This window comes from Nitratireductor sp. GISD-1A_MAKvit (assembly GCF_040819555.1).
Classification (GTDB): Bacteria; Pseudomonadota; Alphaproteobacteria; order Rhizobiales; family Rhizobiaceae; genus Nitratireductor.
Window position 1 is genome coordinate 1,048,094 of the sequence record NZ_CP161920.1, and the last position, 21,974, is coordinate 1,070,067.

Consider the following 21,974-nt stretch of genomic DNA (forward strand, 5'->3'; position numbering starts at 1 on the left):
TATTGCTTTCAGTCCTTCAGCCAGGAGGGGATCGAATCCAGCTCGATCAGCTCTTCATAGCTCGGCCGCGGGCGAATCACGTGGAACTCACCGCCTTTGACCAGCACTTCAGGCACGAGCGGGCGTGTGTTGTAGGTGCTGGCCTGTACTGCGCCATACGCGCCTGCCGATCCGATGGCAATGAGATCGCCGGCCTTCAGGGCGGGGAGTTTGCGGTCGAGCGCAAGATAGTCTCCGGTTTCGCAAACCGGACCCACAACGTCGGCGGTTATTTTGTCAGCGTTTTCAGCGGCCTCTGAGACAGGCCGTATCGAATGGAAGGCTTCATAAAGTGTCGGGCGAATGAGATCATTCATTGCCGTGTCGACAATGACGAAATTTTTCGCTTCGCCTTCCTTCACATAGATGACTTCCGAAACAAGAATGCCGGCATTCGCCGCAATCAGGCGGCCGGGTTCGAGCATCACTTTCAGGCCGAGTTTGGTCACGTGTTTGCGCACAACCTCGGCATAGGCGTCGGGCAGGGGGGGCTGGTCGCCATCCTCCGCATAGGGAACGCCAAGGCCGCCGCCGAGATCCACATGCTCGATGGCGTGGCCATCGGCGCGAAGGGTTTCGGTGAGCTCCGTCAAAAGGGCGAATGCGTCGTCGAAGGGCTGCAACTCGGTGATCTGGCTGCCGATATGCATGTCGATGCCGGCGACTTTCAGGCCCGGAAGCTCGGCGGCGCGTGCATAAGCGGCGCGGGCGTCCTTCCAGCCGATGCCGAATTTGTTCTCCGCCTTGCCGGTGGAAATCTTGCTGTGCGTTTTCGCATCGACATCAGGATTGATGCGCAGCGACACATTGGCCGTCAGCCCCAGTGCGGTGGCGCGGGCTGAAAGCTGCTCAAGTTCGGGCATCGATTCGACGTTGAAGCATAGAATGCCGGCCTTGAGCGCAAAGTTCATTTCGCGCGCGGTTTTGCCGACGCCGGAAAACAGGATCTTGCCGGCCGGAACGCCGGCGGCCAGGGCGCGGCGAAGCTCGCCTTCGGAGACAACATCCATCCCAGCGCCCAGACGGGCAAGCGTGGTCAGAACTGCCTGATTGGAATTTGCCTTCATGGCGTAGCAGACAAGCGCATCCAGGCCCTCGAAAGCTTGCGAGAAAACATGGTAGTGGCGTGTCAACGTGGCCGTGGAATAGCAATAGAACGGCGTTCCGACGGCTTGTGCAATGGCTGGCACCGGCACGTCTTCGGCATGGAGCACACCGTCACGATATTCAAAATGATTCACGGCGACAAACTTTCAGCTGAACGATTGGGCGCGGGCTGACGCCGTGGCGCGGCGCAAGCCCCTCCGGCTCTGCTCTAGAGCAGGCCATCAAGAATGAAGGGACGATCTTCAACCGGTTTTTCCGGTGCCGGGGGCACGGGCTGGTCGTTGCGTTCGGCTTCCTTGCGTGCATCCACTGCCGCCTCATAGGGCGAATCGAGCGGTGCCTTGCGCCCGCAGGCGGCAAGGCCGAGCGCGAGACCGAGCATGACAAGGGTGAGCGTGCGGCGGGCCGTCATGAGCGTTCCATTCCTCGAAAATGCGTGCGCTGCGTTTTAGCGCTTTTTGGCGGGCGTTGCATCCCGTTTGAGGCGTTTCTTCCAGTAACGGATCTGGCGACGCACTTCCGAAGGTGCCGTTCCGCCATAAGAGGTGCGGCTTTTGACGGAGTTGCCAACCGAAAGAACGGAAAAGACGCCTTCGTGTATCGCCGGGTTGATCGCCTGCAAGTCTTCAAGCGCAAGTTTCTCCAGCCCGCACTTCTTTTCCTCGGCAAGAGCGACGGCGCGACCCGTCACGTGATGGGCCTCGCGGAACGGCAGGCCCGCCTCGCGCACCAGCCAGTCGGCAAGGTCGGTCGCGGTGGAAAAGCCGGCTCCGGCAGCCTTCTTCATGGCGCTCGTGTTGACCTCCATGTCGCCCACCATGCCGGTCATGGCGGCGAGCATCAGGTCGAGCGTCTCTGCCGCGTCGAACACGGCTTCCTTGTCTTCCTGCATGTCCTTGGAATAGGCGAGCGGCAGGCCCTTCATCACCGTCAGGAGGGCAATGAGATCGCCATTGATGCGACCGCTCTTGGCGCGGATCAGCTCGGCAGCGTCGGGGTTCTTCTTCTGCGGCATGATCGAGGAGCCGGTAGAGAAGGAGTCGGACAGACGCACGAAGCCGAACTGCGGGGTCGACCAGATGACGATTTCCTCGGCCAGTCGCGAAAGATGTGTGGCGCAGATGGCCGAGACCGACAGGAATTCGAGGGCAAAATCGCGGTCTGAGACAGTGTCGATGGAGTTGCGCGTCGGCTCGCGGAAACCGAGCGCTTCGGCTGTCATGTGGCGGTCGACGGGAAAACCGGTGCCGGCAAGTGCGGCCACGCCGATGGGGCTTTCATCAAGCCGTTCGATGGCGTCGCGCACGCGCGAACGGTCGCGCCCGAACATCTCGACATAGGCCATCATGTGATGGCCGAAGGTGACCGGCTGCGCCGACTGGAGATGCGTGAAGCCCGGCATCACGCTGGCGGCGTGCTCTTCGGCACGGGTGAGGAACGCTTCGATCAGACCGCCAAGTGCTGCATCGATGCGCTGTAGCTCTTCCTTGACCCAGAGTCGGAAATCGAGCGCCACCTGATCATTGCGCGAACGCGCCGTGTGAAGGCGCCCGGCGGCAGGGCCGATCAGCTCTGCCAGCCGCGCCTCGACATTCATGTGGATGTCTTCGAGCTGTGCCGAGAAGTTGAACTTACCGGCCTCGATCTCTGACAGGATCGTGTTCAGCCCGTGAGCGATCTTTTTTTCATCGTCCGCCGAAATTATGCCAGTCTTCGCCAGCATTGCGGCATGGGCCAGACTGCCGCGGATGTCCTGGGCGTAAAGCTTTTGGTCGAAACCGATGGATGCGTTGATCGCCTCCATGACGGCATCGGGTCCTGAGGCAAAACGTCCACCCCACATGCGGTTGCTGGCTTGGTCTTCGCTCATCATGATAACCGGGCGCTAGTGTGGAAAGAAGAATGTCGAAGCAGAAACAAAAATTCCCGGCACTCCGTCTGGTCGTCCTGGCTGTTGCTGCGGGCGCCATCGCGGGTGCGATTGCGGTATACGTGAAGGGCGGGCTTGATGGCAACACGGCTGCGACGCCGATTGTCGCCGAAGCCGACAATGCAGCCTGTTCTGCAAAGCAGGCAAAGGCAAAAGCGGTGGGCGATGCGGCAACGGGTCACGTGGCGGCGATGCTTGCCGCCGATCCACCCAGATCCCTGAAGTCGCTCGGCTTCAACGGTCCGGATGGCGAGCCGATGACGGTGGCGGATTTCTCGGGCCGGGTCGTGTTGATGAACCTGTGGGCCACCTGGTGCACACCGTGCCGCGAGGAAATGCCTGCCCTTGATGCGCTTCAGTCCGCCAAGGGGTCGGATGCATTCGAGGTCGTGGCGGTGAATGTGGATCGTGGCGACGATGAAAAACCCACCACTTTTCTTCAGGAAACCGGCATTGAGGCACTCGGCTACTACCGTGATGCCTCGATGAAGATTTTCAATGACCTGAAGAGCCGGGGACTGGCGCTGGGATTGCCAGTAACGCTGTTGATCGGCGCTGATGGATGTCTTCTCGCCCATATGAACGGGCCGGCGGAATGGGGGAGCCCGGATGCCGAGCGGCTGGTCGAGGCGGCTCTTTCGGAAACGGACTGACGCATGATCGGGGAACCGGGGTTCCCCGAAAACGGCTTGAGTGGACCAGCCCGGTGGTAAGGATCTTCAGGCGGCTTTGGCCGGCTGGTAGACACAGCCTTCCGCCTGTCCTTCGGCGCCGCGCTTCAGTTCGACACGGTGAAGGGCAGGGGATTTCTCCGCCAGCTTGTCGTAAATCCATTTGGCCAGGTTTTCGAGCGAGGGTACGGAGAGACCTTCAATGTCATTCAGGTAGGTGTGATCGAGGATCTTGTGTATCTCTTCGATCTGTTTCTCCACTTCGTACAGGTTCGCAGCCCAGCCATACACGGGATCCGGCTCGCCCACGAGATGAACCGAAACCTTGAAGGAATGACCATGAAGGCCTGAATAAGGCTCCAGCTTGTGTGCTGCCTCGAATGTGAATTCCTTGTACGTTTCCACTTCCTAAACCCCTGATCTGGTGTTGCTTTTACGGTATTTTTCCTGCCAACTCATGCTGCTGAGCTTTTTATGAGAAGCTATATTCGCTGGAATCGCGCTCGAGCGGTCTTTTATACTGCATGATCCTTTAGGTCTGGAGCTTTGGCATCGGTCGTGGGGTGTGTCAATCGCCTGAAACGCGTCTGGCAAAAAGACAGATACGTTAACCTGTTGTTTGGTTAGCCGACATTATCCTGACCCGGGTTCGGTTTTACACCTGCAGAGAGGCTTCACAATGCACAATAACAAAAATCGCGCGGAAAGCTGGATTGTGGCAGTGGCGACGCTGTTCTTTTCGCTCGCTGCACCTGCAGCGGCACAGGATGCTGCGCTGGCGGAGCCGAAGGGAGACATCGTTCTGACCATCGATGGCAATATCGGTGTCACAAACGCCGATGGTGTGGCCAATTTCGATCGCGCGATGCTCGAGAGCATCAAGACGGCCAAAATCCGGACCAACACGCCGTGGTTCGACGATGAAGTCGAATTCGAGGGTGCTCTTCTGGAAGAGCTGATGAACCTGGTTCAGGCCGATGGCGAGGAAGTCGTTGTGACCTCATTGAATGACTATCAGGCACCGGTGCCCATCGCGGATTTCGCGAAACACGGCACGATCCTGGCGTACAAGCGGGATGGCAAATACATGCCTATCAGCGACAAGGGGCCGCTCTTCATCGTTTATCCTTACGATTCCTCGCCGGAACTGAACACGCAGAAATATTACTCACGCTCTGTCTGGCAGGTTCGACGATTCACCGTTCGATAGACTCCTGACAGGCTTTTAGCCCATGTCAGACCCGCAGACAGGAAAGATAAGACGCCGCACCGCCTCGCGCGTGGTGCAGATGCTGCTGTCGGTCGGCATGATCGCCCTGGCTATCGCTGCGCTTTATATCTCCGTTCTGGTGTTCAAACGCCAGGAAGCACTGACGCAGATATTTCGCTACAACATAGCCTATAGCGCCAGCCAGGGCATGAACGAGCTGTTGCGGTTCCGTCAGCGGTTGACGGCGATTATGGTGGATCCTCCGCAGACGACCCAGCAGGATGTGGAGCTCAGATACCAGATCCTGGTCAGTCGTCTGAGCCTCTTCGAGCAGGGCGAGTTTCTGAACTTCGTGACCGTTCTGCCGGAAAACAAGGCGACTGTGGAGGAGCTTGCGGCAGCTCTTGAAAGGATCGGGCAGTTCATCGGGGAAATCGACGAGCCCGAGAACGCGCGACTCGCACTGGAACTGACCGCCCCGCTTGAGCGCAAGATGGTGGCGCTCGCCTCCAAGGCCAATGAATATGGGGCGACGACGCAGGCGAGTGACCAGAGTGAACTCCTCAAGCTCCATTGGATTTTCTCGGCTCTCGCCTTGTCCCTTGTCGTTACGGGATTCGTGTTCATTGCCATGCTGCAATGGCAGCATCGCCTGCAGATCAGCGTTCAGCAGCGGCTGAAGGCCACCAACGAAGACCTGTTGCGTACAAGTGCCGAACTCAGCGAAAGCGCGGCCGCCGCGCGGCGGGCCAATGAGGAGTTGATCACGCAGAATCTTCTGTTCAACACCGCGCTTAACAACATGTCGCACGGGCTTTGCATGTTCGATGCCGAAGGCCGCCTGATTGTCAGCAATCAGAAGATGGAGAGCATCTACGGAATTTCCCAGGAAAAACTTCAACTGGGCACGACGCTGAACCAGCTCGTGGAGCTGATGGTTCAGACCGGGGCAAGTGCAGAGGATGAGGCCGAACGGCTGATGCGTTTGCAGTCCATGCTTGTGACACAGGGCAGGTCGGACACGCTGACACAGGAATTGCGGGACGGTCGCACGATCCTGATTTCGCACCAGCCGATGCGACGGGGTGGCTGGGTCGCCACCTATGAGGACATTACAGAACGTCACAAGGCGCAGGCGCAGATCGCCTACATGGCTCGGCACGACACGCTCACGGATCTGCCCAATCGCGTGATGATGCGTGAACAGCTGGAAGATATCATGACCAGCAGTGCGGAGCGGGGGCTTTCCACTGCGCTTATGTGTGTGGATCTGGACAACTTCAAGAGTGTCAATGACACGCTCGGGCATCCGGTTGGTGATGCATTGTTGCGAGCGGTCGCGGGACGTATCCGCAACACGGTGCGCGAGGCGGATGCAGTTGCGCGCCTTGGGGGCGATGAGTTCGTTGTCGTTCAGGGAAACATCGAAAAGCCCGAACAGGCCAGCACTCTCGCCAAACGGCTGATAGAGGCTCTGGACGAGCCTTATGTCATCGAAGGGCATCAGGTGCTCTCGGCGGCAAGTGTGGGGGTCGCGATCGCCAATGGGCAGCCTGAAGCGGACGATCTTCTCATGCAGGCCGATGTCGCTCTCTACCAGGCCAAAGGCGATGGGCGCGGGGTTTTCCGTTTTTATGAGCCGGGGATGAACAAGCGGCTGCAGAGGCGTCGGACGCTGGAAGCCGATCTGCGCGCAGCAAATCTCGACGAGCAGTTTCACCTCGTGTTTCAGCCGATCATCGGGCTGGGAGACAACAAGGTCACGACCTTTGAAGCGCTCCTGCGCTGGAACCACCCGACCCATGGGTCCATTCCGCCGGATGAATTCATCCGTATTGCCGAGGATACCGGAGCGATCATTCCCCTTGGTGAATGGGTTTTGCGGCAGGTATGCCTCGAGATGAAGTCCCTCCCCGATGACATAAGCATCGCGGCCAACCTGTCTCCGATGCAGTTCAGGAGAGACGACATCGTTGACACGGTTGCGCGCGTGCTTGCCGATACCGAAACGCCGGCGAGCCGGCTGGAACTGGAAATCACCGAAACGCTTCTTCTGGAGGACAGCCGCAAACTCCATGCGGATCTACGGCGGCTGCGAAAGCTTGGCGCCCGGATATCGCTCGATGATTTCGGAACGGGTTATTCGTCGCTGAGCTACCTGCAGAAATTTGCCTTCGACAAGGTCAAGATCGATCGCCTGTTCATCAAGGAGATTACCAAGAGTGCGGATCAGGCGGCCATTGTCCAGACCATTGTCAATCTGGCTTTCACGCTTGGTATGACCACCGTGGTGGAGGGAGTGGAGATGGAAGAGCAGCTACGCATCATACGCGCAATGGGCTGCGACGAAGCGCAGGGCAATCTCTTCAGCAAGCCCATTCTGGCAAAGGACATTCCGGAATTTCTCGACGAACACAAACGCCGGCGTTATGCCGCCTGACACCGGCCGAGCCGAACGCTCATTCCTTTTTTGCTCGCTCCCGAAAAATGCGCCGGATTACCTTGCCGGTGGTTGTCAGCGGCATTGATCGCACGAAGGTGATTTCGCGCGGATATTCATGCGCCGACAATCGTTCGCGCACCCATAATCGGATGTCTTCTTCCAGTTGCCTGGTCGGCTCAACGCCCTCCTGAAGAAGGATGTAGGCCTTCACGATCTCCGTTCTCAACGGATCGGGCTTGCCCACAGCTGCAGCGAGCGCCACTTCTGGATGTCCTGAAAGGCAGTCTTCGATCTCGGTCGGCCCGATCCGGTATCCCGCCGATGTTATGAGATCGTCTTCGCGCCCAACGAAGCGAACATAATCGCGATCATCCCGGACACCCTGATCGCCTGTCAGCATCCAGTCTCCGATGAACTTTTCCCGGGTCGCCGCTTCATTCTCAAAATAGCCTAGGAACATGACAGGGTCGGGACGCAGAACGGCAATGTGGCCGGGCTCTCCAGTGCGTACGGGCCCTGCCTTCCCCGTCGATGATCGCAACGCGGTGTCCGGGCACCGGCAAGCCGATCGCTCCGGGCTCACCGACGTCGAGTTCATGGCATGAGGAAAGAACAAGATTGCACTCGGTCTGACCGTAGAATTCGTTGATGCTGAGCTTCAGCTCGCTGGCTGCCCACTCGAAGGTCTCCCGTCCCAGCGCTTCTCCCCCGGAGCCGATTGTGCGCAGTGCGAGGTCGAAATTCCGACCGATGTCGGGAACGGTCTTGAGCATGCGCAGCGCGGTTGGGGGGATGAATGCGTTACGAACCTTCATTCTCTCCATCAGAAGAAGAGCGGCTTCGGGATCGAACTTTTCAAATCGCCCTGCGACGACCGGTGTTCCGAGATAAAGACCCGGCAAAAGGACATTCAGGAGTCCGCCTGCCCAGGCCCAGTCTGCAGGTGTCCACAGCAGGTCTTGCTCTTTTGGCAGAAACTCATGGTGGAACTGCACGCCGGGCAGATGGCCCAGAAGGACCCGGTGGCCGTGCAGCGCACCCTTGGGCGGTCCGGTTGTTCCGGAGGTGAAAATCATCATCGCCGGGTCGTCCGGCTTCGTGCGGACCGCTTCGAACGGCCCGGAATTTTCCGCAATCAGGCGATGGAAATCCTCCACGTCCCCGTCTGCGCCGTCGACACAGATCAGGCGTTTCAGTGCTGGCAGTCTGTCTCTGAGCGGTGCGGTTTTCGCAAGCCCGGTGGCGTTGGTTATCACACAGGCGGCCCCGGAATTATGGAGCCGGTATTCAAGAGCTTCGCTTCCGAAGAGAAGCGCAAGCGGCACAGCGATCGCTCCGAGTTTGTAGACTGCCGCATGCGCGATGGCGGTCTCGAAGGATTGCGGCAGAAGAAGTGCCACGCGATCGCCTTGCCCGACACCGGCTCTGGTCAGCGCGGCGGCCAGAGCGTCGGATTTGTGGGCCAAATCACCATAGGTGAGTGTTTGCGCAGAACCATCGATTGCATGGTCCAACAGTGCAATGCGTTGCGGATCACGCGCCGCCCATGCGTTCGAGATGGCAGTGCCGATGTTGAAATGATCGGGTATGCGCCAACGGAAACCGTCATAGAGTTCCCGATAGGTGTCGCGCCGCTCAAGCATTTGCGTGAGCCATCCTCCCTGTTGCGCTGCGTTGGTCAATACGGTGCTACTCGAACGCAAACGAGGAAATGATGCAAGCAAAAGCGGGAGAGGGACAGAAGCTCGCCGGCAGGTTGGGAAGGGGGGATGACAGCTTCGGTAAATGGTGCCCCTGGCCTGCATTGTCCTACGATCTTAGCGTGTCTCATAGCATCTCATCTTACCAGACTTTCCAAAGGCTCGTGGATTTCGAGTCTCATTCAGTCTCACTCAGTTTCAACCTAGCATAGCGAGAAAGGTGGACTCCGGGGTGGGTTGTGATAGGTGGGTTGGAGAACTCTGGAAAGGTGGATGCAATGCGCTCACTCAACAGGCTAAGTGCCATGGCGGTCAAGAACTTATCCAGCGGCAAGTATGCTGACGGAGGTGGATTGTGGGTGCACATACGAAATAACGGTAGCGGGAACTGGTTCTTCAGGTTCACCATTCATGGAAGACGCCGGGAGATGGGGCTTGGGGCGATTGGCGAAGTCAGCCTTAAGGAAGCACGTGACGCTGCCGATGAGTGTCGCGCCGTACTGAGGTCTGGACGCGACCCGATCAAGGAAAGAGAGCGTGCACGGCGTGAAGCTGCCAAGAAGCAGCATCTTTTAGCTGACATTGCAGCGGACGCTTTCGAAGCTCGAAAGGCGGAGCTGAAAGATGATGGCGAGGCAGGTCGTTGGTTTACTCCGTTGGCCAAGCACATATTACCCAAGCTGGGAAAGGTGCCTGTTGAAGAGATCGATCAGCGGGACATACGCGATACCCTTGCGCCCATCTGGCACACAAAGGCCGACACCGCCCGCAAGGCGATGTATCGGTTGGAAATTTGCCTCAAGCACGCTGCTGCACTGGGATTGGAAGCCGACCTTCAAGCCTGTGAAAAGGCGCGCGCGCTATTGGGGAAGCAGCGCCACATCGTCAAGAGCATTCCGGCAATGCCTTGGCGACATGTTCCCGATTTTTACGAAACCTTGGGTGATGACAGCATCACGCACTTGGCTTTGCGATTGCTGATTTTGACAGGAGTTCGATCAGCCCCGATCAGGCATATCCGTCAAGACCAAATTGATGAGGATGTATGGATCATACCTGCCGAGAACATGAAGGGGCGCAAGGACGCCACCGCTGAGTTCCGTGTTCCGCTGTCTTCTGAGGCGCTGGCGGTGATTGAGAAGGCGGAACGCTTCGAACGAAATGGCTTCCTATTCGCCAATCCTTTGAAAGGCGTCATCAGCGATATGGCGATGAGCCAACACATGAAGCGGGCGGGACTAGAATACAGGCCGCATGGTTTCAGGTCGTCTTTGCGTGACTGGTTGGCAGAAGAAACCGATGCACCTCACGAGGTGGCGGAAGCCATGCTTGGGCACACGACCGGCTCCCGTGTGGTGCGAGCTTATCGGCGCACTGACTTTTTAGAGAAGCGGCGAGTCCTGCTTGAGCATTGGGCAGAGCACGTAACAAGCCGCGTTGGGAAAAAATACCGGAAAAGAGTACGTCTTTAGCTGGACAATCATTTGCCGGCGAAATTGCTGCAGAACCACCTAAAATTGCCAATTCTTCTCAATGTTTAGACGTGAACGAAGATTTTTTTTCAAAATCGTATAAGTGATTGAAAATAGTCGATTAAAAATTCTTCAAAGCTGATTCTTTCCATCGCTCTCTGGCCTCAAGTGGCCAAAACAGCTTCGATTCCGCCGATTCTGAAAACAGCCAAACGTATAGAGAGATACACCAGCTACAGAAAGCAGGAGAAAATTATGAAACCGACAAAACTTCTAACAGTACGCGAAGTGGCTGACATGTTCAGCGTAGCGGTATCATCAGTTTGGCGATGGGTGAAGGAAGGCGTTTTACCTGAGCCAATCAAGATCGGCAGTCGCACAAGATGGCTTGAAGATGAACTCCTCATCGTCATCGACCAGCGAAGGGCTGTTCGCAAAAAGCCCTCATCGGCGAAGAAGCGGTTGCGCGTGCGCTTGAACGAAGGAGGTGTGCGATGACCAACAACAAGCGACCAACGCAAGTGGCAAGTTCCATGGCAAACTCGATCGGTTTCGAAATACCTGGCGTGGGCTTTTTCAGGCCCACCTTCGACCTAGTGGTCATCTTGGTGAACGAGGAGAAGTCGGTCCTGAGAGAAAGGCTTCCGATTTCCGAACTGGAGCAAGCAGCGTACTCTTTCCGTTTAGAAAGAGTGAGAGGAAAGTATGGCTGGACCCGATTGAAGGCAGTTTGCTTGCCCGATGGACGATTGTTGAAATTGCTCAAGGATCATGAAGAGTGCCTCGGTGAGTATCGAGTCACACGGGTTGAAATTTCTGCTGATCATTACGACTGCGACAACAACGTAGAACGAGCGAAAGAAAAGCGGAACGCGCTTGTTAGGACTGTTGGAAAGCGAAATCATCAACGCGGTTTTTTACAAGCCGTCGATTGCGACAGTGAAGGTAAATACCTTCCGCCAGAAAAGCTTGAAAGCCGCGGGCTCATTGATCGTGATTTCACCTTGTACAGCGAGGAGAAAGACGCCGATCTCAATTTGAAAATTTATGTTAGACGAGAAAAGCTCGCCAATGGTGCTCATGGCAATATTGGCTGTCGGGTCGAGTTCGTTTTGAATGGGAACCGTCCGGCAAAGCGCCACTTGGGTGGAGATCGGCTAGATGATCTTCTCAATGCAGACTTGCATGAATTTTTTCGGCAAAATCTGATTGTTTGGAAAGTGGACTTTGTCCGCTTGGGCAATTTGCTCAATCCACGACTTAACGCGTCATCGGCCAGAAGCTCCGACAGATCATCTGCAAGCACTTCGAAAAATGGAGCGCGGATCAGGCAGTTGATGAATGACCCCACATATCAGGCACAGCGGTCTGCATATCTCGTCATCTTTGTATTGGATAGTTTGGGCCGAACCAAGCCACCGCTCTGTGATGAGGAAATACTCAAAACATCACCCGCGCACATCAGGGCTGTTCTCAGGTGGTTTTTTGGAGGGCCGGATGATCAACCACTAGATACTTTGATAAAGAAGCGTTGGAAACATAGACCCACGGCACGTACTCCCAAACGGGTCCTGAGAAAATGGGAAGATTATCGAGATAGGGCCCGTCATAGAACGGGACCGAACAAATACGGCGCAGTGAACATGCGATCCATCGACAAATGCTTCGTGTCGGTACCGCTAAAGTGAATACACAGCGACGCAAGAATGGCTCGCATCGTTACCTTGCCCTGTTGATGGAGGGGCCTTCCCACGCCAGAAGGCCCCGCTTTCACCCTAATAGTCTTACACCATTACCTACGCCCACAAATTCCCTAATAGAATCAAAGGAACTAACTGAGAAAAGACCACAATCAACCATAGCGAAGAACGATTATCCTACGTTCCCCGTTAGGGTTATCTCTCATGTAGGAAATCAGTGAATTCTCCATCCAGGATAGAAAAACTTCCACGTAAATGGGAAAGTGTCTTACGGGCCTATGATCGCAAGGAACCAGGAAACGACAAAGCAGTCGCCTCGCAACAGTGATACATGCAGCCAGATCGGCCATCCTCTTGCCGAATGATGGCTATGTAATTTTCTACCCGTAGAAGCCTTCCGCTATGTTCCTTGGAAAAGGCTGGGTAAGGAACAGCGCTCCCTTCTTGGGCATGGGGCAGTGCGAAGGGCGCGGAGTGTAGTGAGAACTGCGACATTTGCTCAGACACGCGCGATTTACCTTGTCAGGTGTATCGGAGCCTCCGAGGAGCCGAATGCCCGTCAGTGGGCACGACAGGCTTTTAATGGGCGCTACTGACCCAATTGCCCTCCCTGATCCGGTATGCATGGACCAGAGGGAGGGTAGATTCGGGCATAGAGGGAGTTGTTTGGCTGGGTGCCTCACTCTCTTGGCTTACGACGAATTTTCTACTTCTTCATGGTGCACTAGACGATTTTGAACGGCCATCTGGGCCTTGCTTCTGTGATTGACTGGGTGGGGCCGACAGCGGGGCTGCTGCTTTCGAAAACAAGCCCGGCGAAGCGCTCACTCGCACTCAATTGCAGGGTGGGCGATTTCGGCCCACAGCTGCCGTTTAGCTGCGGCGGATCGAATGACTGCTATGGCGTTCCAGTTCTGCCCTGACCATTGCCTTCGGACTTTTCCCCAAGGTTAAGCGTTACTTGGTTGCAACCCGCTCAATTATGAGGTGTGCTTCAGTGATAAGGCGTTCATCAGGGCTACATACTACGTGTTTGATCAATCATTTTCCCCACAAAACCTAAGAAAAATTACAGAGATCGAAAACAGGCGAGGCTCAAACAAGAGCCTCGAGTTTTTTCCTTCCGTTATGGTTGCCACGGAAGAGCTAAAAGATTGCATAAGAGCGACCAAACAGTTCCGAGCCACTCACAAACACAAATATTCGGCAGCTGATCAAGCAATTTTTGACGCACTCAAAGAAGATCGTGAAAATGCTAGGAAAGCAAGGGATCAAGAGTTGCTTTCATGTTTAGCGAACGTCTCGGATGAAATATCAAAGAAGAGCTTTAGGATTAGCATACGCAGAGTGGGAGGCCCCAGTGGAAAGCCTGTCTATGTCGTTCCTGAAACTCCCGTAAATGCCTATGCGCAGAGCTACTACGCAATCAAAAAAATCGCCAACAACATCTCCGGAATCTATAAGGTAAGGCAAGCGAATAGAAATCAAATGAACCGCCCCGGGTTTGCCGGAGGCCTTCTGGTTTAAGTTATGCCGCGATGGCCGGTTCTTCCAGCATGGCGTAGTAGCGCTCCTCGGCTTCGGCCGGCGGGATGTTGCCGATGGGCTCCAGCAGCCGGCGGTTGTTGAACCAGTCGACCCAGGTCAGCGTGGCGAACTCGACGGCCTCGAAGCTTCGCCATGGCCCGCGCCGATGGATGACCTCGGCCTTGTAGAGGCCGTTGATCGTCTCGGCCAGCGCGTTGTCGTAGCTGTCGCCGACACTGCCCACAGACGGTTCGATGCCGGCTTCGGCGAGACGCTCGGTATAGCGGATGCTGACATATTGCGATCCGCGGTCCGAATGATGAACCAGACCACCGCGATGAACGGGGCGGCGTTCGTGCAAGGCCTGTTCGAGAGCGTCGAGCACAAAGCTCGCATGGGCGGTCCTGCTCACCCGCCAGCCGACGATACGACGGGCGTAGGCGTCGATGACGAAGGCCACGTAAACGAAGCCCGACCAGGTGCTGACATAGGTGAAATCCGAGAGCCAGAGCATGTTCGGGGCCGGCGCGTGGAAGACCCGGTTCACGCGGTCAAGCGGGCACGGCGCGGCCTTGTCCTGCACCGTGGTGCGGATCGGCTTGCCACGAATGACGCCGTGAAGGCCGAGGTCGGCCATCAACCGCTCGACCGTGCAGCGCGCGACATCAAAGCCCTCGCGCAGCATCTGCCGCCAGACCTTCCTCGCGCCGTAGACCTCGAAGTTCTCGGCGAAGACGCGTTCGATCGCCGGTTTGAGCTCCAGGTCCCGCTTCGCCCGCGCCGACAGCTTCGCGGGATCAGTGCGCTTGGCGACATGATCGTGATAGGTCGATGGGGCGATCGGCAGCACCTTGCAGATCGGCTCGACCCCATGCGCCTCGCGGTGATCGTCGATGAACGCGATCATCGTTTGAATGGGCGGTCGAGCTCCGCCTGGGCAAAATAAGCGCTAGCCTTGCGCAGGATCTCATTGGCCTGTCGGAGTTCGCGGTTCTCCCGCTCAAGAGCCTTTATCTTCTCGGCCGTGTCCGTCGGCAAGCCGGCCCTCTTGCCGGTATCGATCTCGGCCCTCTTTACCCAATCCAGCAGAGTGTGCGCCGAGCAGCCGATCTTTGCCGCTATCGACTGGCAGGCGGTCCAGCGCGAAGAATGATCAGCCTCGTGATCGAATACCAACCGCACCGCACGCTCGCGCACCTCAGGGGAAAACTTGTTCGTCGTTTTGCTCGTCATGGCTCCATCCTATTGGGAAGTTGGAGCCTCCGGCAAACCCGGGGCGGTTCAAAATTGTAACGCAACTGAGCGACTGTTTAAGTGACGGATTTCCGTACCACGTGGTCAAACTGGACGTGCAAGAGTTCTATGAGTCGATTGACCACTCTATTTTGCTTACCAAGCTGAAGTCTGATCAACTCCTAAGCGCAACGACAATGCGTTTGATCGAACGCCTTCTTTGGGACTATGCCACGGTTGCTGGAACACCTGGGAGGGGTTTGCCACGTGGCGTAGGCCTCAGCGCCATCCTGTCAGAACTATACATGCGGGATTTTGATGACCGCATATCGACACTCGAAGACGTCACTTTCTATGCGCGTTATGTTGACGACATCATTGTACTTTTTGCACCTACGAAAGGTTCTACTATCGAAGGCTATCGTAAGAAAGCAGTCGAGGAGCTCAGGCGAAAAAGGCTGATCGTAAACTCTACAAAATCAAGGGAAGCTCCGCCAGATACGGAGCTGACATATTTGGGTTACGAGTTTCGAGAGGTGCTTCGTACCTCTTGTAAGGTCTTAATGAGCGACGCAAAATTCCAAAAGTACAAAAGCAGGCTCGACGCGAGTTTCACAAGGTATGATCGGCAGCGGGCAAAAAATCCTAAGAAAGCCTATAGGTTGCTCGTAAAGCGGGTGCAGTACCTCACGGGTAACACGCAGCTAACGCATAGCAAACAAAACGCCTTTGTCGGAATCTACTTCAGCAATCCACACTTCACAGACTTGTCACAGCTTAAAAGACTAGATGATGCGCTCGATACGCATATTCGAAAGCAAACACACAGTGCAAGTTTAAGAGCCAAGCTTCAACAGTACTCATTTCAAAAAGGCTACTCTGAAAAAATATTCCGCCGGTTTCATCGGAAAGATGAATTTGAAGAGATAACAAAGGCTTGGAAGTATGGCCAATAAACGCTCAATCCCGGCAAACTATAGCTACCACAGGCCGATACTCTCTGACGTTCATCCATTCGAAGTTCCACCGACTTTCGGCAACGGTGGTTTCTTTGACTTTGTTACCAAGTACGATGTGAGACTCGAGCAAAGAGGGCGGGATACATATGTCGTTTGGAAGTGCCCGGATGATCGATTGGATGTGGTCATTCAACTACTATTCAAAAGCTGCCGAAAGCATCCGTTGGCTTCACCGCCAGCGAAACGAGACCGGAGAACCATCGAGAACCCAACGCAAAGTACTCTTCTCCGAGACGGAAAAACAATACCAAAGAGAGAATGGAAGCTTTCGGAGCATGCTATGCGGACGAAGCCTTATGGCTTTGATATCGCGCATAAAGAGCGCGAGTTCCGCAGGCTGTCTGTAATACATCCGAGGAATCAGCTGGCTGTCGCGCACTTTTACAATCTGAATAGCGCCAACATTATCGTAAGCGTTGTCAGCGGCTCACAGGAGTTTCAGCTTGACGCTTTGAAGTTCCAGGGCAGCAGATCGTCGATGCGGCTTTTGGGATATCCGTTTGCAATGGCTTCGAGCGTGGCCTTGAGGTAGGCGAAGGGTTCGACGCCGTTGATCTTTGCTGTTTCGACGAGGGATGCGATCCGGCCCCAGGCATTTCCACCTTCGTCGTGGCCGGCAAAAAGGGCATTTTTCCGATTGAGCGCGATTGGGCGGATGAGGTTTTCAACGCTGTTGCTGTCGATTTCGACGCGGCCGTCGGTGAGGAAGGTTTGCAAGCCCTCCCAGTGGCGGTGGATATAGGCGAGCTTCTCGCCCAGGCGCGACTTCACCGAGACGCGCAGACGCTCCCTTTGCAGCCATTGCCCGAACTCGGCCACCAGAGGTGCGGTGCGGGCCTGCCGGGCCGAGAGGCGCTGGCCATGAGACGTTCCACGGATGTCGGCCTCCACAGAATAGAACCCGGCAATCTGTCGCAGGCCCTCGGCGGCGATCTGTGAGCCGTCGCGGTCAAAAACCTCTTTCAGCTTGCGCCGTGCGTGGCTCCAGCAATGGGCAACACGGATGGGGTCACCTCCCTTACGGGAAGGACGTGTCAGACGGTTGTAGCCCTGATAGCCGTCAAGCTGGAGGATGCCGTTGAAGCCGGCGAGAAAGCGTTCGGCGTTTTCGCCCCCGCGGCCCGGTGCATAAAAATACACAACCCCCGGCGGATCGCCGCCGCCCCAGGACCTGTCGTCCCGGGCGAGCGCCCATAGATAGCCGGTTTTGGTGCGGCCGCGCCCCGGATCGAGCACCGGTGCCGTGGTTTCGTCCATGAACAGCTTCGTGGAGGTCTTCACATGCTCGGCCAGCCGGTCCACGACCGGTTTGAGATGGAAGGCGGCTTTGCCAGTCCAATCGGCCAGTGTCGCGCGATGAATGTCGATCCCGGAGCGGGCCAAGATCTGGCTTTGCCGGTAGAGCGGACAGTGATCGGCGTATTTGGACACCAGCACATGAGCGATGGTGGCCTCGGTAGGCAGTCCACCCTCGATCAGATGAGCCGGAGCCGGCAATTGGGTGACGCCATCCGTGCAGGACCGGCAGGCATATTTGGGCCGCACGGTCACGATCACACGCAGTTGCGCGGGCACGATGTCCAGCCGTTCGCTGCGATCCTCGCCGATCCTGTGCATCTCTCCGCAGCCGCAGGGGCACTCAAGACTGTCGGGTTCGATGACCTGTTCAATGCGCGGCAGGTGATCGGGAAGGTTGCCAATGTTGCGCCTTGCAGCGGGCTTCGTCCGCTTTTTGGCCCTCTCGGAGAAAGCAGATGTTTCTTTTCTGGCCTCGACCTCGCTGGTGGCGGTCTCAAGGTCTTCAAACGCCAACTGCCGCTCGTCTTCGCTCAGTTTCTCCGACCGCTTGCCATGAACCGCATGGTTCAATTCCGCGACCAAATGCTCCAGGCGTTTGTTGATGTCTTTGAGCTCGGCCACTTCGCGCACCAGTGCGGCGACAGCGCCGCGCTGCTCCAGCGGGATGGCGGCAAGGTCGATATCCGGGGTGAAAGACATGCGCCGAACATACCTTGGGAAGCACAGGAAAGCGCGTAAATTCAAACGGATGATTCACTCTGCCGCAGCCGGCGAACGCGCCTCCAACGCCTTCACCTTGCGCCAGTCCAGGCCTGAGAACAGCGCCTCGAATTGGGCATGGTTCAGAGACATCGCACCATCCCTGATGGCGGGCCAGGTGAAGGTCGAATCTTCCAGACGTTTATACGCCATCACCAGACCGGTCCCATCCCAATAAAGCAGTTTGAGCCGATCGGCCCCGCTTGGACCGGAACACAAATACCGTGCCGGTGAACGGGTCCTTGCGCAGCACGGTCTGGACCAGGGCGCTTAGCCCATCGTGTCCTTTTCTGAAGTCAACGGGCTTTGTCGCCACCAGAATCCGCACCCGGTTCGAGGGGAAAATCATGCCGCGCGCCCAAGCGCGCGCACGATCCCGGCAATCCTGTCCGGGCTCGCAGTCGCTTCCAGGCGGATTGTGGTGCCGTCATGAATGATCTCCACCGCGGCCGACGGCCTTGCATCCTCCGCAATTGCCGGGGCAGCCGGTTCAAGCTTGGCCGGCACAAACTCCGCTCCGGGAAGATCCGGCACCACAAGCTTGCCCTCACGGGCCAAACGCCGCCACGACGAAAGATGGTTGGGCCGCAGACCAACCCGGCGGGCAACCTCGCTCACCGTCACTCCGGGCACATAGCTCTGCGCGACAAGCTGGCCTTTCACCTCATCCGGCCAGCGTCGCTTCCCCGCATCGCGCGGCAAAATTGCATAACCGCAAATGGACTCCATATGGAGCTCTCTATGGACGCCCAACCCTTCCTCCATTGCCAAATCTACAACGGATAGGGAATCCAGCATCACCACAAATAAGAAAAGGTGGGGTCCTGACGGCGCTTACACATTATCTACTATGCAGGCCTAAGTGAGTTTTCGATTCGGTATCCAGCGTCGACGGCAAAAACAGTGAAGTTTTCTGATCGTTTGTTTTATGAGCGCCGATCAGCAGTCGCCGATACCGTTGAGCAAAACTCAAAAGAATACGATAACCTTGGCTCTTTCTTTTCCTACAGAAGCTACAGCAATATTTTTAAATTCTTCGAGCACTATAAGTACCATAACGCAGAAAAGAAGTTCGACCTCCTGCTTCGGCTAGACGTCTCGAAATGCTTCGATAGCATCTACACACATTCATTACCTTGGAGCACTTTGGGAACCGCAGCGGCCAAAGACTTTCTGGATGAATCGAGAAACACCTTCGGGGGTAGGTTTGATCGGCTTATGCAGGAAATGAACCAAGGCGAGACCAACGGTATTGTTATTGGCCCTGAGTTCTCCAGAATATTTGCTGAGGTTATTTTACAGTACGCTGATAGGAATTTTCAGCGTTCAATGCTCGAAGTTCATGGGTACCGCCATCGAGACGACTATCAAGTTTTTAGGTATGTGGACGACTACTTTATTTTCTGCACATCTCGAGTGGATTTAAGCCACGTTGAAAGGCAACTCGGGATCGCACTGAAAGAGTTGAAGCTTGGTGTCAACGCGTCGAAATCTACCGTCATACAAAAACCAATTATCACGCAGCTAACGATCGCAAAGAACCGTGTTCGTTCAGTGCTTGGAGAGTGTATCGAAATCTATGAAAAAGAGGTGGATGACCCAAGCGGATCTGCCGCGAAGGTGAAGAAGTTCACACCAAGAGTTCGATCCAATAACCTGATCGTCGGCTTTAAAAGTGTCCTGAATGAGACCGGCGTAGAGTACAAGGATATCCTAAACTACTCCTTTGCAGCACTTGAGAGGAACACGTCAAAGATTTTTCTGAAAAACGAGCAAACACTGAAATCTCTGAGGGACGAGCGAAAATTGATTCAAGCCCTCATTGGAATATTGGAGTTTTCGTTCTTTGTTTACGCCGCGGATCCAAGGGTAAACATCTCGATCCGGCTCGCTCGTTTGGTTTCCACAATGGTCGATCAAATGCACGAAGCCGGTGTTGGGCGAGATAGTAAACACCAAGTATGCAAGTACATATTCGACAATATTACGCGGCAGCTACGGCGAACCTCTACGAAAGGGCAACCTAACATTGAGGTGATGTGCTTAATTTTGGCGTTAAGAAAGCTCGGGCGGGAGTATCTCGTGTCTGAGGAAGCGCTGGCTGAGTACTTTGGATTGGACAACAGTGGTCAAGGCAAGAGTTACAAGGCGAGCTCTAAGATTGACTACTTCGCGGTAACTGTTGGTTTGAGCTACGTGACAGGAAAACGGAGGTACTTGAGGTTTCGACAAGCTTTAGAAGAGGCTCTTGTAACCAGAATCAAGACCCGGGCAGCCTATGTTCACAACGAGTCGGAACCCTTGATGGCCTATCTTGATATCGCGTGTTGTCCCTTTGTTTCGGCTCGAACCAAGTATCGCCTCGCACAGGTTTTCGGGCATTCCGTCACAGATTTCTACGCCATCAAATCAGCTTCGCCATTTTGGTTCACGGATTGGAAGGGTTTTGACTTATCCATCGCACTGGACAAGAAACGCACGCGAGAAGTATACTGAACGCAGAGCTTCGCCTAAACTAAATTGCTCAAGCTTTCGGGCTATGCGGGCACACACACAAGCTCCAAGACCAGGCGGCCTATAAACGGCACCGGTCACGCCGGCGGGGGGGCGGACCGCTGGCTTTTCTACTTTGGGTTTCTTTCTGAAAGTCCCGAAAGCTCCCATTCGGTTAACGTGTAGCGAAAGTCAACTTTCCGCCCTTTACAGGCCTTCGCACGTTACGCAGCGAATGGCAGCTTTGTAGATCGCGCCGAATTCTTTCGATCGACCCATTTGCAGGCGCAATGTTGCTAGCCCCGCCTTCGCGATCTCAGATACAACGCCCACATAGCAGTGGGTAAGGACAAGCCGCATTGCCCCTTGCGCACCATCAAACCCCGCCAAAATCTGCATTGCTTCCAACAGCGGCGACGCAATGAGAGGCAACGAGACGGATTGAGACGATCAAACCCTACCAGCGTCAATTAGGTGGATGGAGGGGTGGGTTGAGAAGTCGCGACATTCGTCAACTTCTTGAAATCGTATTCTTTTTAGAGAAGAAATGGTGCCCCTGGCCGGACTCGAACCAGCACTCCTTGCGGAACTCGATTTTGAGTCGAGCGCGTCTACCAATTCCGCCACAGGGGCCCGGCGCGAATGTCCGGACAGGTTGCGGACTATACGGGCGCGGGCGGTCTCGTCAACACTTGGCGAAGCAATTCATCTTACCTGTCACCTCTTTTGTGGCTGGCGTTGCGCAAGGCCGCCGCAGCGGCTAGACAAAGCTGCTTATTGAGGGCCCCCAATGCTTCGCAAACTCTATGACTGGACCATGTCGCTTGCCGCAACACGGCATGCCGAAAAGGCACTGGCCTCGGTGTCATTCATCGAAAGTTCGGTGTTTCCCATCCCGCCGGATGTTCTGCTCATTCCCATGGTGCTGTCAGAGCGGTTCAAATGGATCCGCTATGCGTTCATCTGCACGGCAAGTTCAGTTTTCGGGGCGCTCCTCGGCTATGCGATCGGTGCGTTCCTTTACGAGGCGGTTGGCCAGCCGGTGCTCGCCTTTTATGGCAAGGAAAACGCCTTCGAACAGGTGGCAGGCTGGTATAATGAATGGGGAGGCTGGGGCGTTCTGTTCGCTGCGGTAACGCCATTTCCCTACAAGGTGCTCACGATCTTTTCAGGTGCGACCGGGCTGAACCTTCTCGTGTTCGTTCTTGTGTCGATCGTGGGGCGGGGGCTGCGCTTCTTTCTTGTTTCGTGGCTGCTCTATATGTATGGACCGCCGATCCGGGTCTTCATCGAGAAAAATCTTGGCCTTCTTTTCACCCTTTTCATGGTTTTGCTGATCGGTGGCTTTGTCGCCATCCGTTACATTTTCTAA

General features: G+C 55.8%; 16 protein-coding genes, 1 tRNA gene, 3 pseudogenes and 1 other annotated feature. Of the genes and pseudogenes, 10 read left to right on the forward strand and 10 right to left on the reverse strand.

The annotated features are described in order from the left end of the window. Positions 1 to 8: 8 nt before the first annotated feature. The 3 genes from lysA to argH all read right to left on the reverse strand — a co-directional run bounded on the left by lysA (position 9) and on the right by argH (position 3,016). Complete coding sequence (gene lysA / locus AB2N04_RS06370) at positions 9 to 1,280, reverse strand: diaminopimelate decarboxylase (protein WP_367717741.1); 1,272 nt, start codon at positions 1,278 to 1,280, stop codon at positions 9 to 11. 74 nt (positions 1,281 to 1,354) lie between these two features. Then, on the reverse strand, positions 1,355 to 1,558 hold the full coding sequence (locus AB2N04_RS06375) for a lipoprotein (protein ID WP_113153139.1): 204 nt from the start codon (positions 1,556 to 1,558) through the stop codon (positions 1,355 to 1,357). Positions 1,559 to 1,594: 36 nt separating this feature from the next. Continuing rightward, on the reverse strand, positions 1,595 to 3,016 hold the full coding sequence (gene argH, locus AB2N04_RS06380; protein ID WP_367717742.1) for an argininosuccinate lyase: 1,422 nt from the start codon (positions 3,014 to 3,016) through the stop codon (positions 1,595 to 1,597). Between the two features lie 32 nt (positions 3,017 to 3,048). On the opposite strand from argH, the gene AB2N04_RS06385 reads away from it, so the two are divergent. After that, positions 3,049 to 3,729, forward strand: a complete 681-nt coding sequence (locus tag AB2N04_RS06385) for a TlpA disulfide reductase family protein (protein ID WP_367717744.1) — start codon at positions 3,049 to 3,051, stop codon at positions 3,727 to 3,729. A gap of 66 nt (positions 3,730 to 3,795) precedes the next feature. On the opposite strand, the gene AB2N04_RS06390 is transcribed toward AB2N04_RS06385, so the two are convergent. Then, positions 3,796 to 4,152 carry a 6-pyruvoyl tetrahydropterin synthase family protein gene (locus AB2N04_RS06390; protein ID WP_367717746.1) on the reverse strand — a complete coding sequence of 119 codons (357 nt, stop codon included), beginning with the start codon at positions 4,150 to 4,152 and terminating at the stop codon, positions 3,796 to 3,798. Positions 4,153 to 4,426: 274 nt separating this feature from the next. On the opposite strand from AB2N04_RS06390, the gene AB2N04_RS06395 reads away from it, so the two are divergent. Both AB2N04_RS06395 and AB2N04_RS06400 read left to right on the forward strand, forming a co-directional pair. After that, positions 4,427 to 4,957, forward strand: a complete 531-nt coding sequence (locus AB2N04_RS06395; protein WP_367717748.1) for a molybdopterin-dependent oxidoreductase — start codon at positions 4,427 to 4,429, stop codon at positions 4,955 to 4,957. Positions 4,958 to 4,979: 22 nt separating this feature from the next. Next, complete coding sequence (locus tag AB2N04_RS06400) at positions 4,980 to 7,397, forward strand: putative bifunctional diguanylate cyclase/phosphodiesterase (protein ID WP_367717749.1); 2,418 nt, start codon at positions 4,980 to 4,982, stop codon at positions 7,395 to 7,397. Between the two features lie 19 nt (positions 7,398 to 7,416). On the opposite strand, the pseudogene AB2N04_RS06405 reads toward AB2N04_RS06400, so the two are convergent. Continuing rightward, a pseudogene (locus tag AB2N04_RS06405) lies at positions 7,417 to 9,043 on the reverse strand (AMP-binding protein). Positions 9,044 to 9,378: 335 nt separating this feature from the next. Here AB2N04_RS06405 and AB2N04_RS06410 point away from each other — a divergent pair. The 4 genes from AB2N04_RS06410 to AB2N04_RS06425 all read left to right on the forward strand — a co-directional run bounded on the left by AB2N04_RS06410 (position 9,379) and on the right by AB2N04_RS06425 (position 13,799). Beyond that, the gene (locus tag AB2N04_RS06410) at positions 9,379 to 10,572 is read left to right on the forward strand and encodes a tyrosine-type recombinase/integrase (RefSeq protein WP_367717751.1); all 1,194 of its coding nucleotides are present in this window, start codon (positions 9,379 to 9,381) and stop codon (positions 10,570 to 10,572) included. Between the two features lie 255 nt (positions 10,573 to 10,827). Continuing rightward, the gene (locus AB2N04_RS06415; RefSeq protein WP_367717752.1) at positions 10,828 to 11,070 is read left to right on the forward strand and encodes a helix-turn-helix transcriptional regulator; all 243 of its coding nucleotides are present in this window, start codon (positions 10,828 to 10,830) and stop codon (positions 11,068 to 11,070) included. After that, a complete protein-coding gene (locus AB2N04_RS06420; RefSeq protein WP_367717754.1) occupies positions 11,067 to 12,260 on the forward strand; it encodes a hypothetical protein in 1,194 nt (397 codons plus the stop codon). The genes AB2N04_RS06415 and AB2N04_RS06420 overlap by 4 nt, the downstream gene beginning before the upstream one ends. Before the next feature lie 1,041 nt (positions 12,261 to 13,301). After that, the gene (locus AB2N04_RS06425; RefSeq protein WP_367717756.1) at positions 13,302 to 13,799 is read left to right on the forward strand and encodes a hypothetical protein; all 498 of its coding nucleotides are present in this window, start codon (positions 13,302 to 13,304) and stop codon (positions 13,797 to 13,799) included. A gap of 1 nt (position 13,800) precedes the next feature. Here AB2N04_RS06425 and AB2N04_RS06430 read toward each other — a convergent pair. After that, positions 13,801 to 15,032, reverse strand: a protein-coding gene (locus tag AB2N04_RS06430) for an IS3 family transposase (RefSeq protein ID WP_367717588.1) whose coding sequence is annotated in 2 segments (ribosomal slippage) — positions 13,801 to 14,741 and positions 14,741 to 15,032 — 1,233 coding nt in all. Because the reading frame shifts where the segments join, the coding sequence is not laid out codon by codon here. After that, positions 14,632 to 14,748, reverse strand: a sequence feature (AL1L pseudoknot). It overlaps the preceding gene by 117 nt. A gap of 20 nt (positions 15,033 to 15,052) precedes the next feature. On the opposite strand from AB2N04_RS06430, the gene drt3a reads away from it, so the two are divergent. Beyond that, positions 15,053 to 15,988 carry an antiviral reverse transcriptase Drt3a gene (gene drt3a / locus AB2N04_RS06435; protein ID WP_367717757.1) on the forward strand — a complete coding sequence of 312 codons (936 nt, stop codon included), beginning with the start codon at positions 15,053 to 15,055 and terminating at the stop codon, positions 15,986 to 15,988. Between the two features lie 501 nt (positions 15,989 to 16,489). On the opposite strand, the pseudogene AB2N04_RS06440 reads toward drt3a, so the two are convergent. The 3 genes and pseudogenes from AB2N04_RS06440 to AB2N04_RS06450 all read right to left on the reverse strand — a co-directional run bounded on the left by AB2N04_RS06440 (position 16,490) and on the right by AB2N04_RS06450 (position 18,838). Continuing rightward, positions 16,490 to 18,074, reverse strand: a pseudogene (locus AB2N04_RS06440) (IS66 family transposase). Positions 18,075 to 18,103: 29 nt separating this feature from the next. Beyond that, a pseudogene (gene tnpB, locus AB2N04_RS06445) lies at positions 18,104 to 18,458 on the reverse strand (IS66 family insertion sequence element accessory protein TnpB). After that, the gene (locus AB2N04_RS06450; protein ID WP_283801727.1) at positions 18,455 to 18,838 is read right to left on the reverse strand and encodes a transposase; all 384 of its coding nucleotides are present in this window, start codon (positions 18,836 to 18,838) and stop codon (positions 18,455 to 18,457) included. Before AB2N04_RS06450 ends, tnpB begins: the two are co-directional and overlap by 4 nt. Positions 18,839 to 18,952: 114 nt before the next feature. On the opposite strand from AB2N04_RS06450, the gene drt3b reads away from it, so the two are divergent. Then, positions 18,953 to 20,605: an antiviral reverse transcriptase Drt3b gene (gene drt3b / locus AB2N04_RS06455; protein WP_367718754.1), complete on the forward strand. Its 1,653-nt coding sequence runs from the start codon at positions 18,953 to 18,955 to the stop codon at positions 20,603 to 20,605. Between the two features lie 545 nt (positions 20,606 to 21,150). Here drt3b and AB2N04_RS06460 read toward each other — a convergent pair. After that, positions 21,151 to 21,235 (reverse strand) — tRNA-Leu (locus AB2N04_RS06460). Positions 21,236 to 21,392: 157 nt separating this feature from the next. On the opposite strand from AB2N04_RS06460, the gene AB2N04_RS06465 reads away from it, so the two are divergent. Further along, positions 21,393 to 21,974, forward strand: coding sequence for a YqaA family protein (locus AB2N04_RS06465; protein ID WP_367717759.1), 582 nt, complete (start codon positions 21,393 to 21,395; stop codon positions 21,972 to 21,974).

Excerpts from the sequence above, each read along its gene's own strand:
- AB2N04_RS06375 (WP_113153139.1), bottom strand. The coding sequence starts at position 1,558 with ATGACGGCCCGCCGCACGCTCACCCTTGTCATGCTCGGTCTCGCGCTC.
- argH (WP_367717742.1), bottom strand. The coding sequence starts at position 3,016 with ATGAGCGAAGACCAAGCCAGCAACCGCATGTGGGGTGGACGTTTTGCC.
- AB2N04_RS06385 (WP_367717744.1), top strand. The coding sequence starts at position 3,049 with ATGTCGAAGCAGAAACAAAAATTCCCGGCACTCCGTCTGGTCGTCCTG.
- AB2N04_RS06395 (WP_367717748.1), top strand. The coding sequence starts at position 4,427 with ATGCACAATAACAAAAATCGCGCGGAAAGCTGGATTGTGGCAGTGGCG.
- AB2N04_RS06400 (WP_367717749.1), top strand. The coding sequence starts at position 4,980 with ATGTCAGACCCGCAGACAGGAAAGATAAGACGCCGCACCGCCTCGCGC.
- AB2N04_RS06410 (WP_367717751.1), top strand. The coding sequence starts at position 9,379 with ATGCGCTCACTCAACAGGCTAAGTGCCATGGCGGTCAAGAACTTATCC.
- AB2N04_RS06415 (WP_367717752.1), top strand. The coding sequence starts at position 10,828 with ATGAAACCGACAAAACTTCTAACAGTACGCGAAGTGGCTGACATGTTC.
- AB2N04_RS06420 (WP_367717754.1), top strand. The coding sequence starts at position 11,067 with ATGACCAACAACAAGCGACCAACGCAAGTGGCAAGTTCCATGGCAAAC.
- AB2N04_RS06450 (WP_283801727.1), bottom strand. The coding sequence starts at position 18,838 with ATGGAGTCCATTTGCGGTTATGCAATTTTGCCGCGCGATGCGGGGAAG.
- AB2N04_RS06465 (WP_367717759.1), top strand. The coding sequence starts at position 21,393 with ATGCTTCGCAAACTCTATGACTGGACCATGTCGCTTGCCGCAACACGG.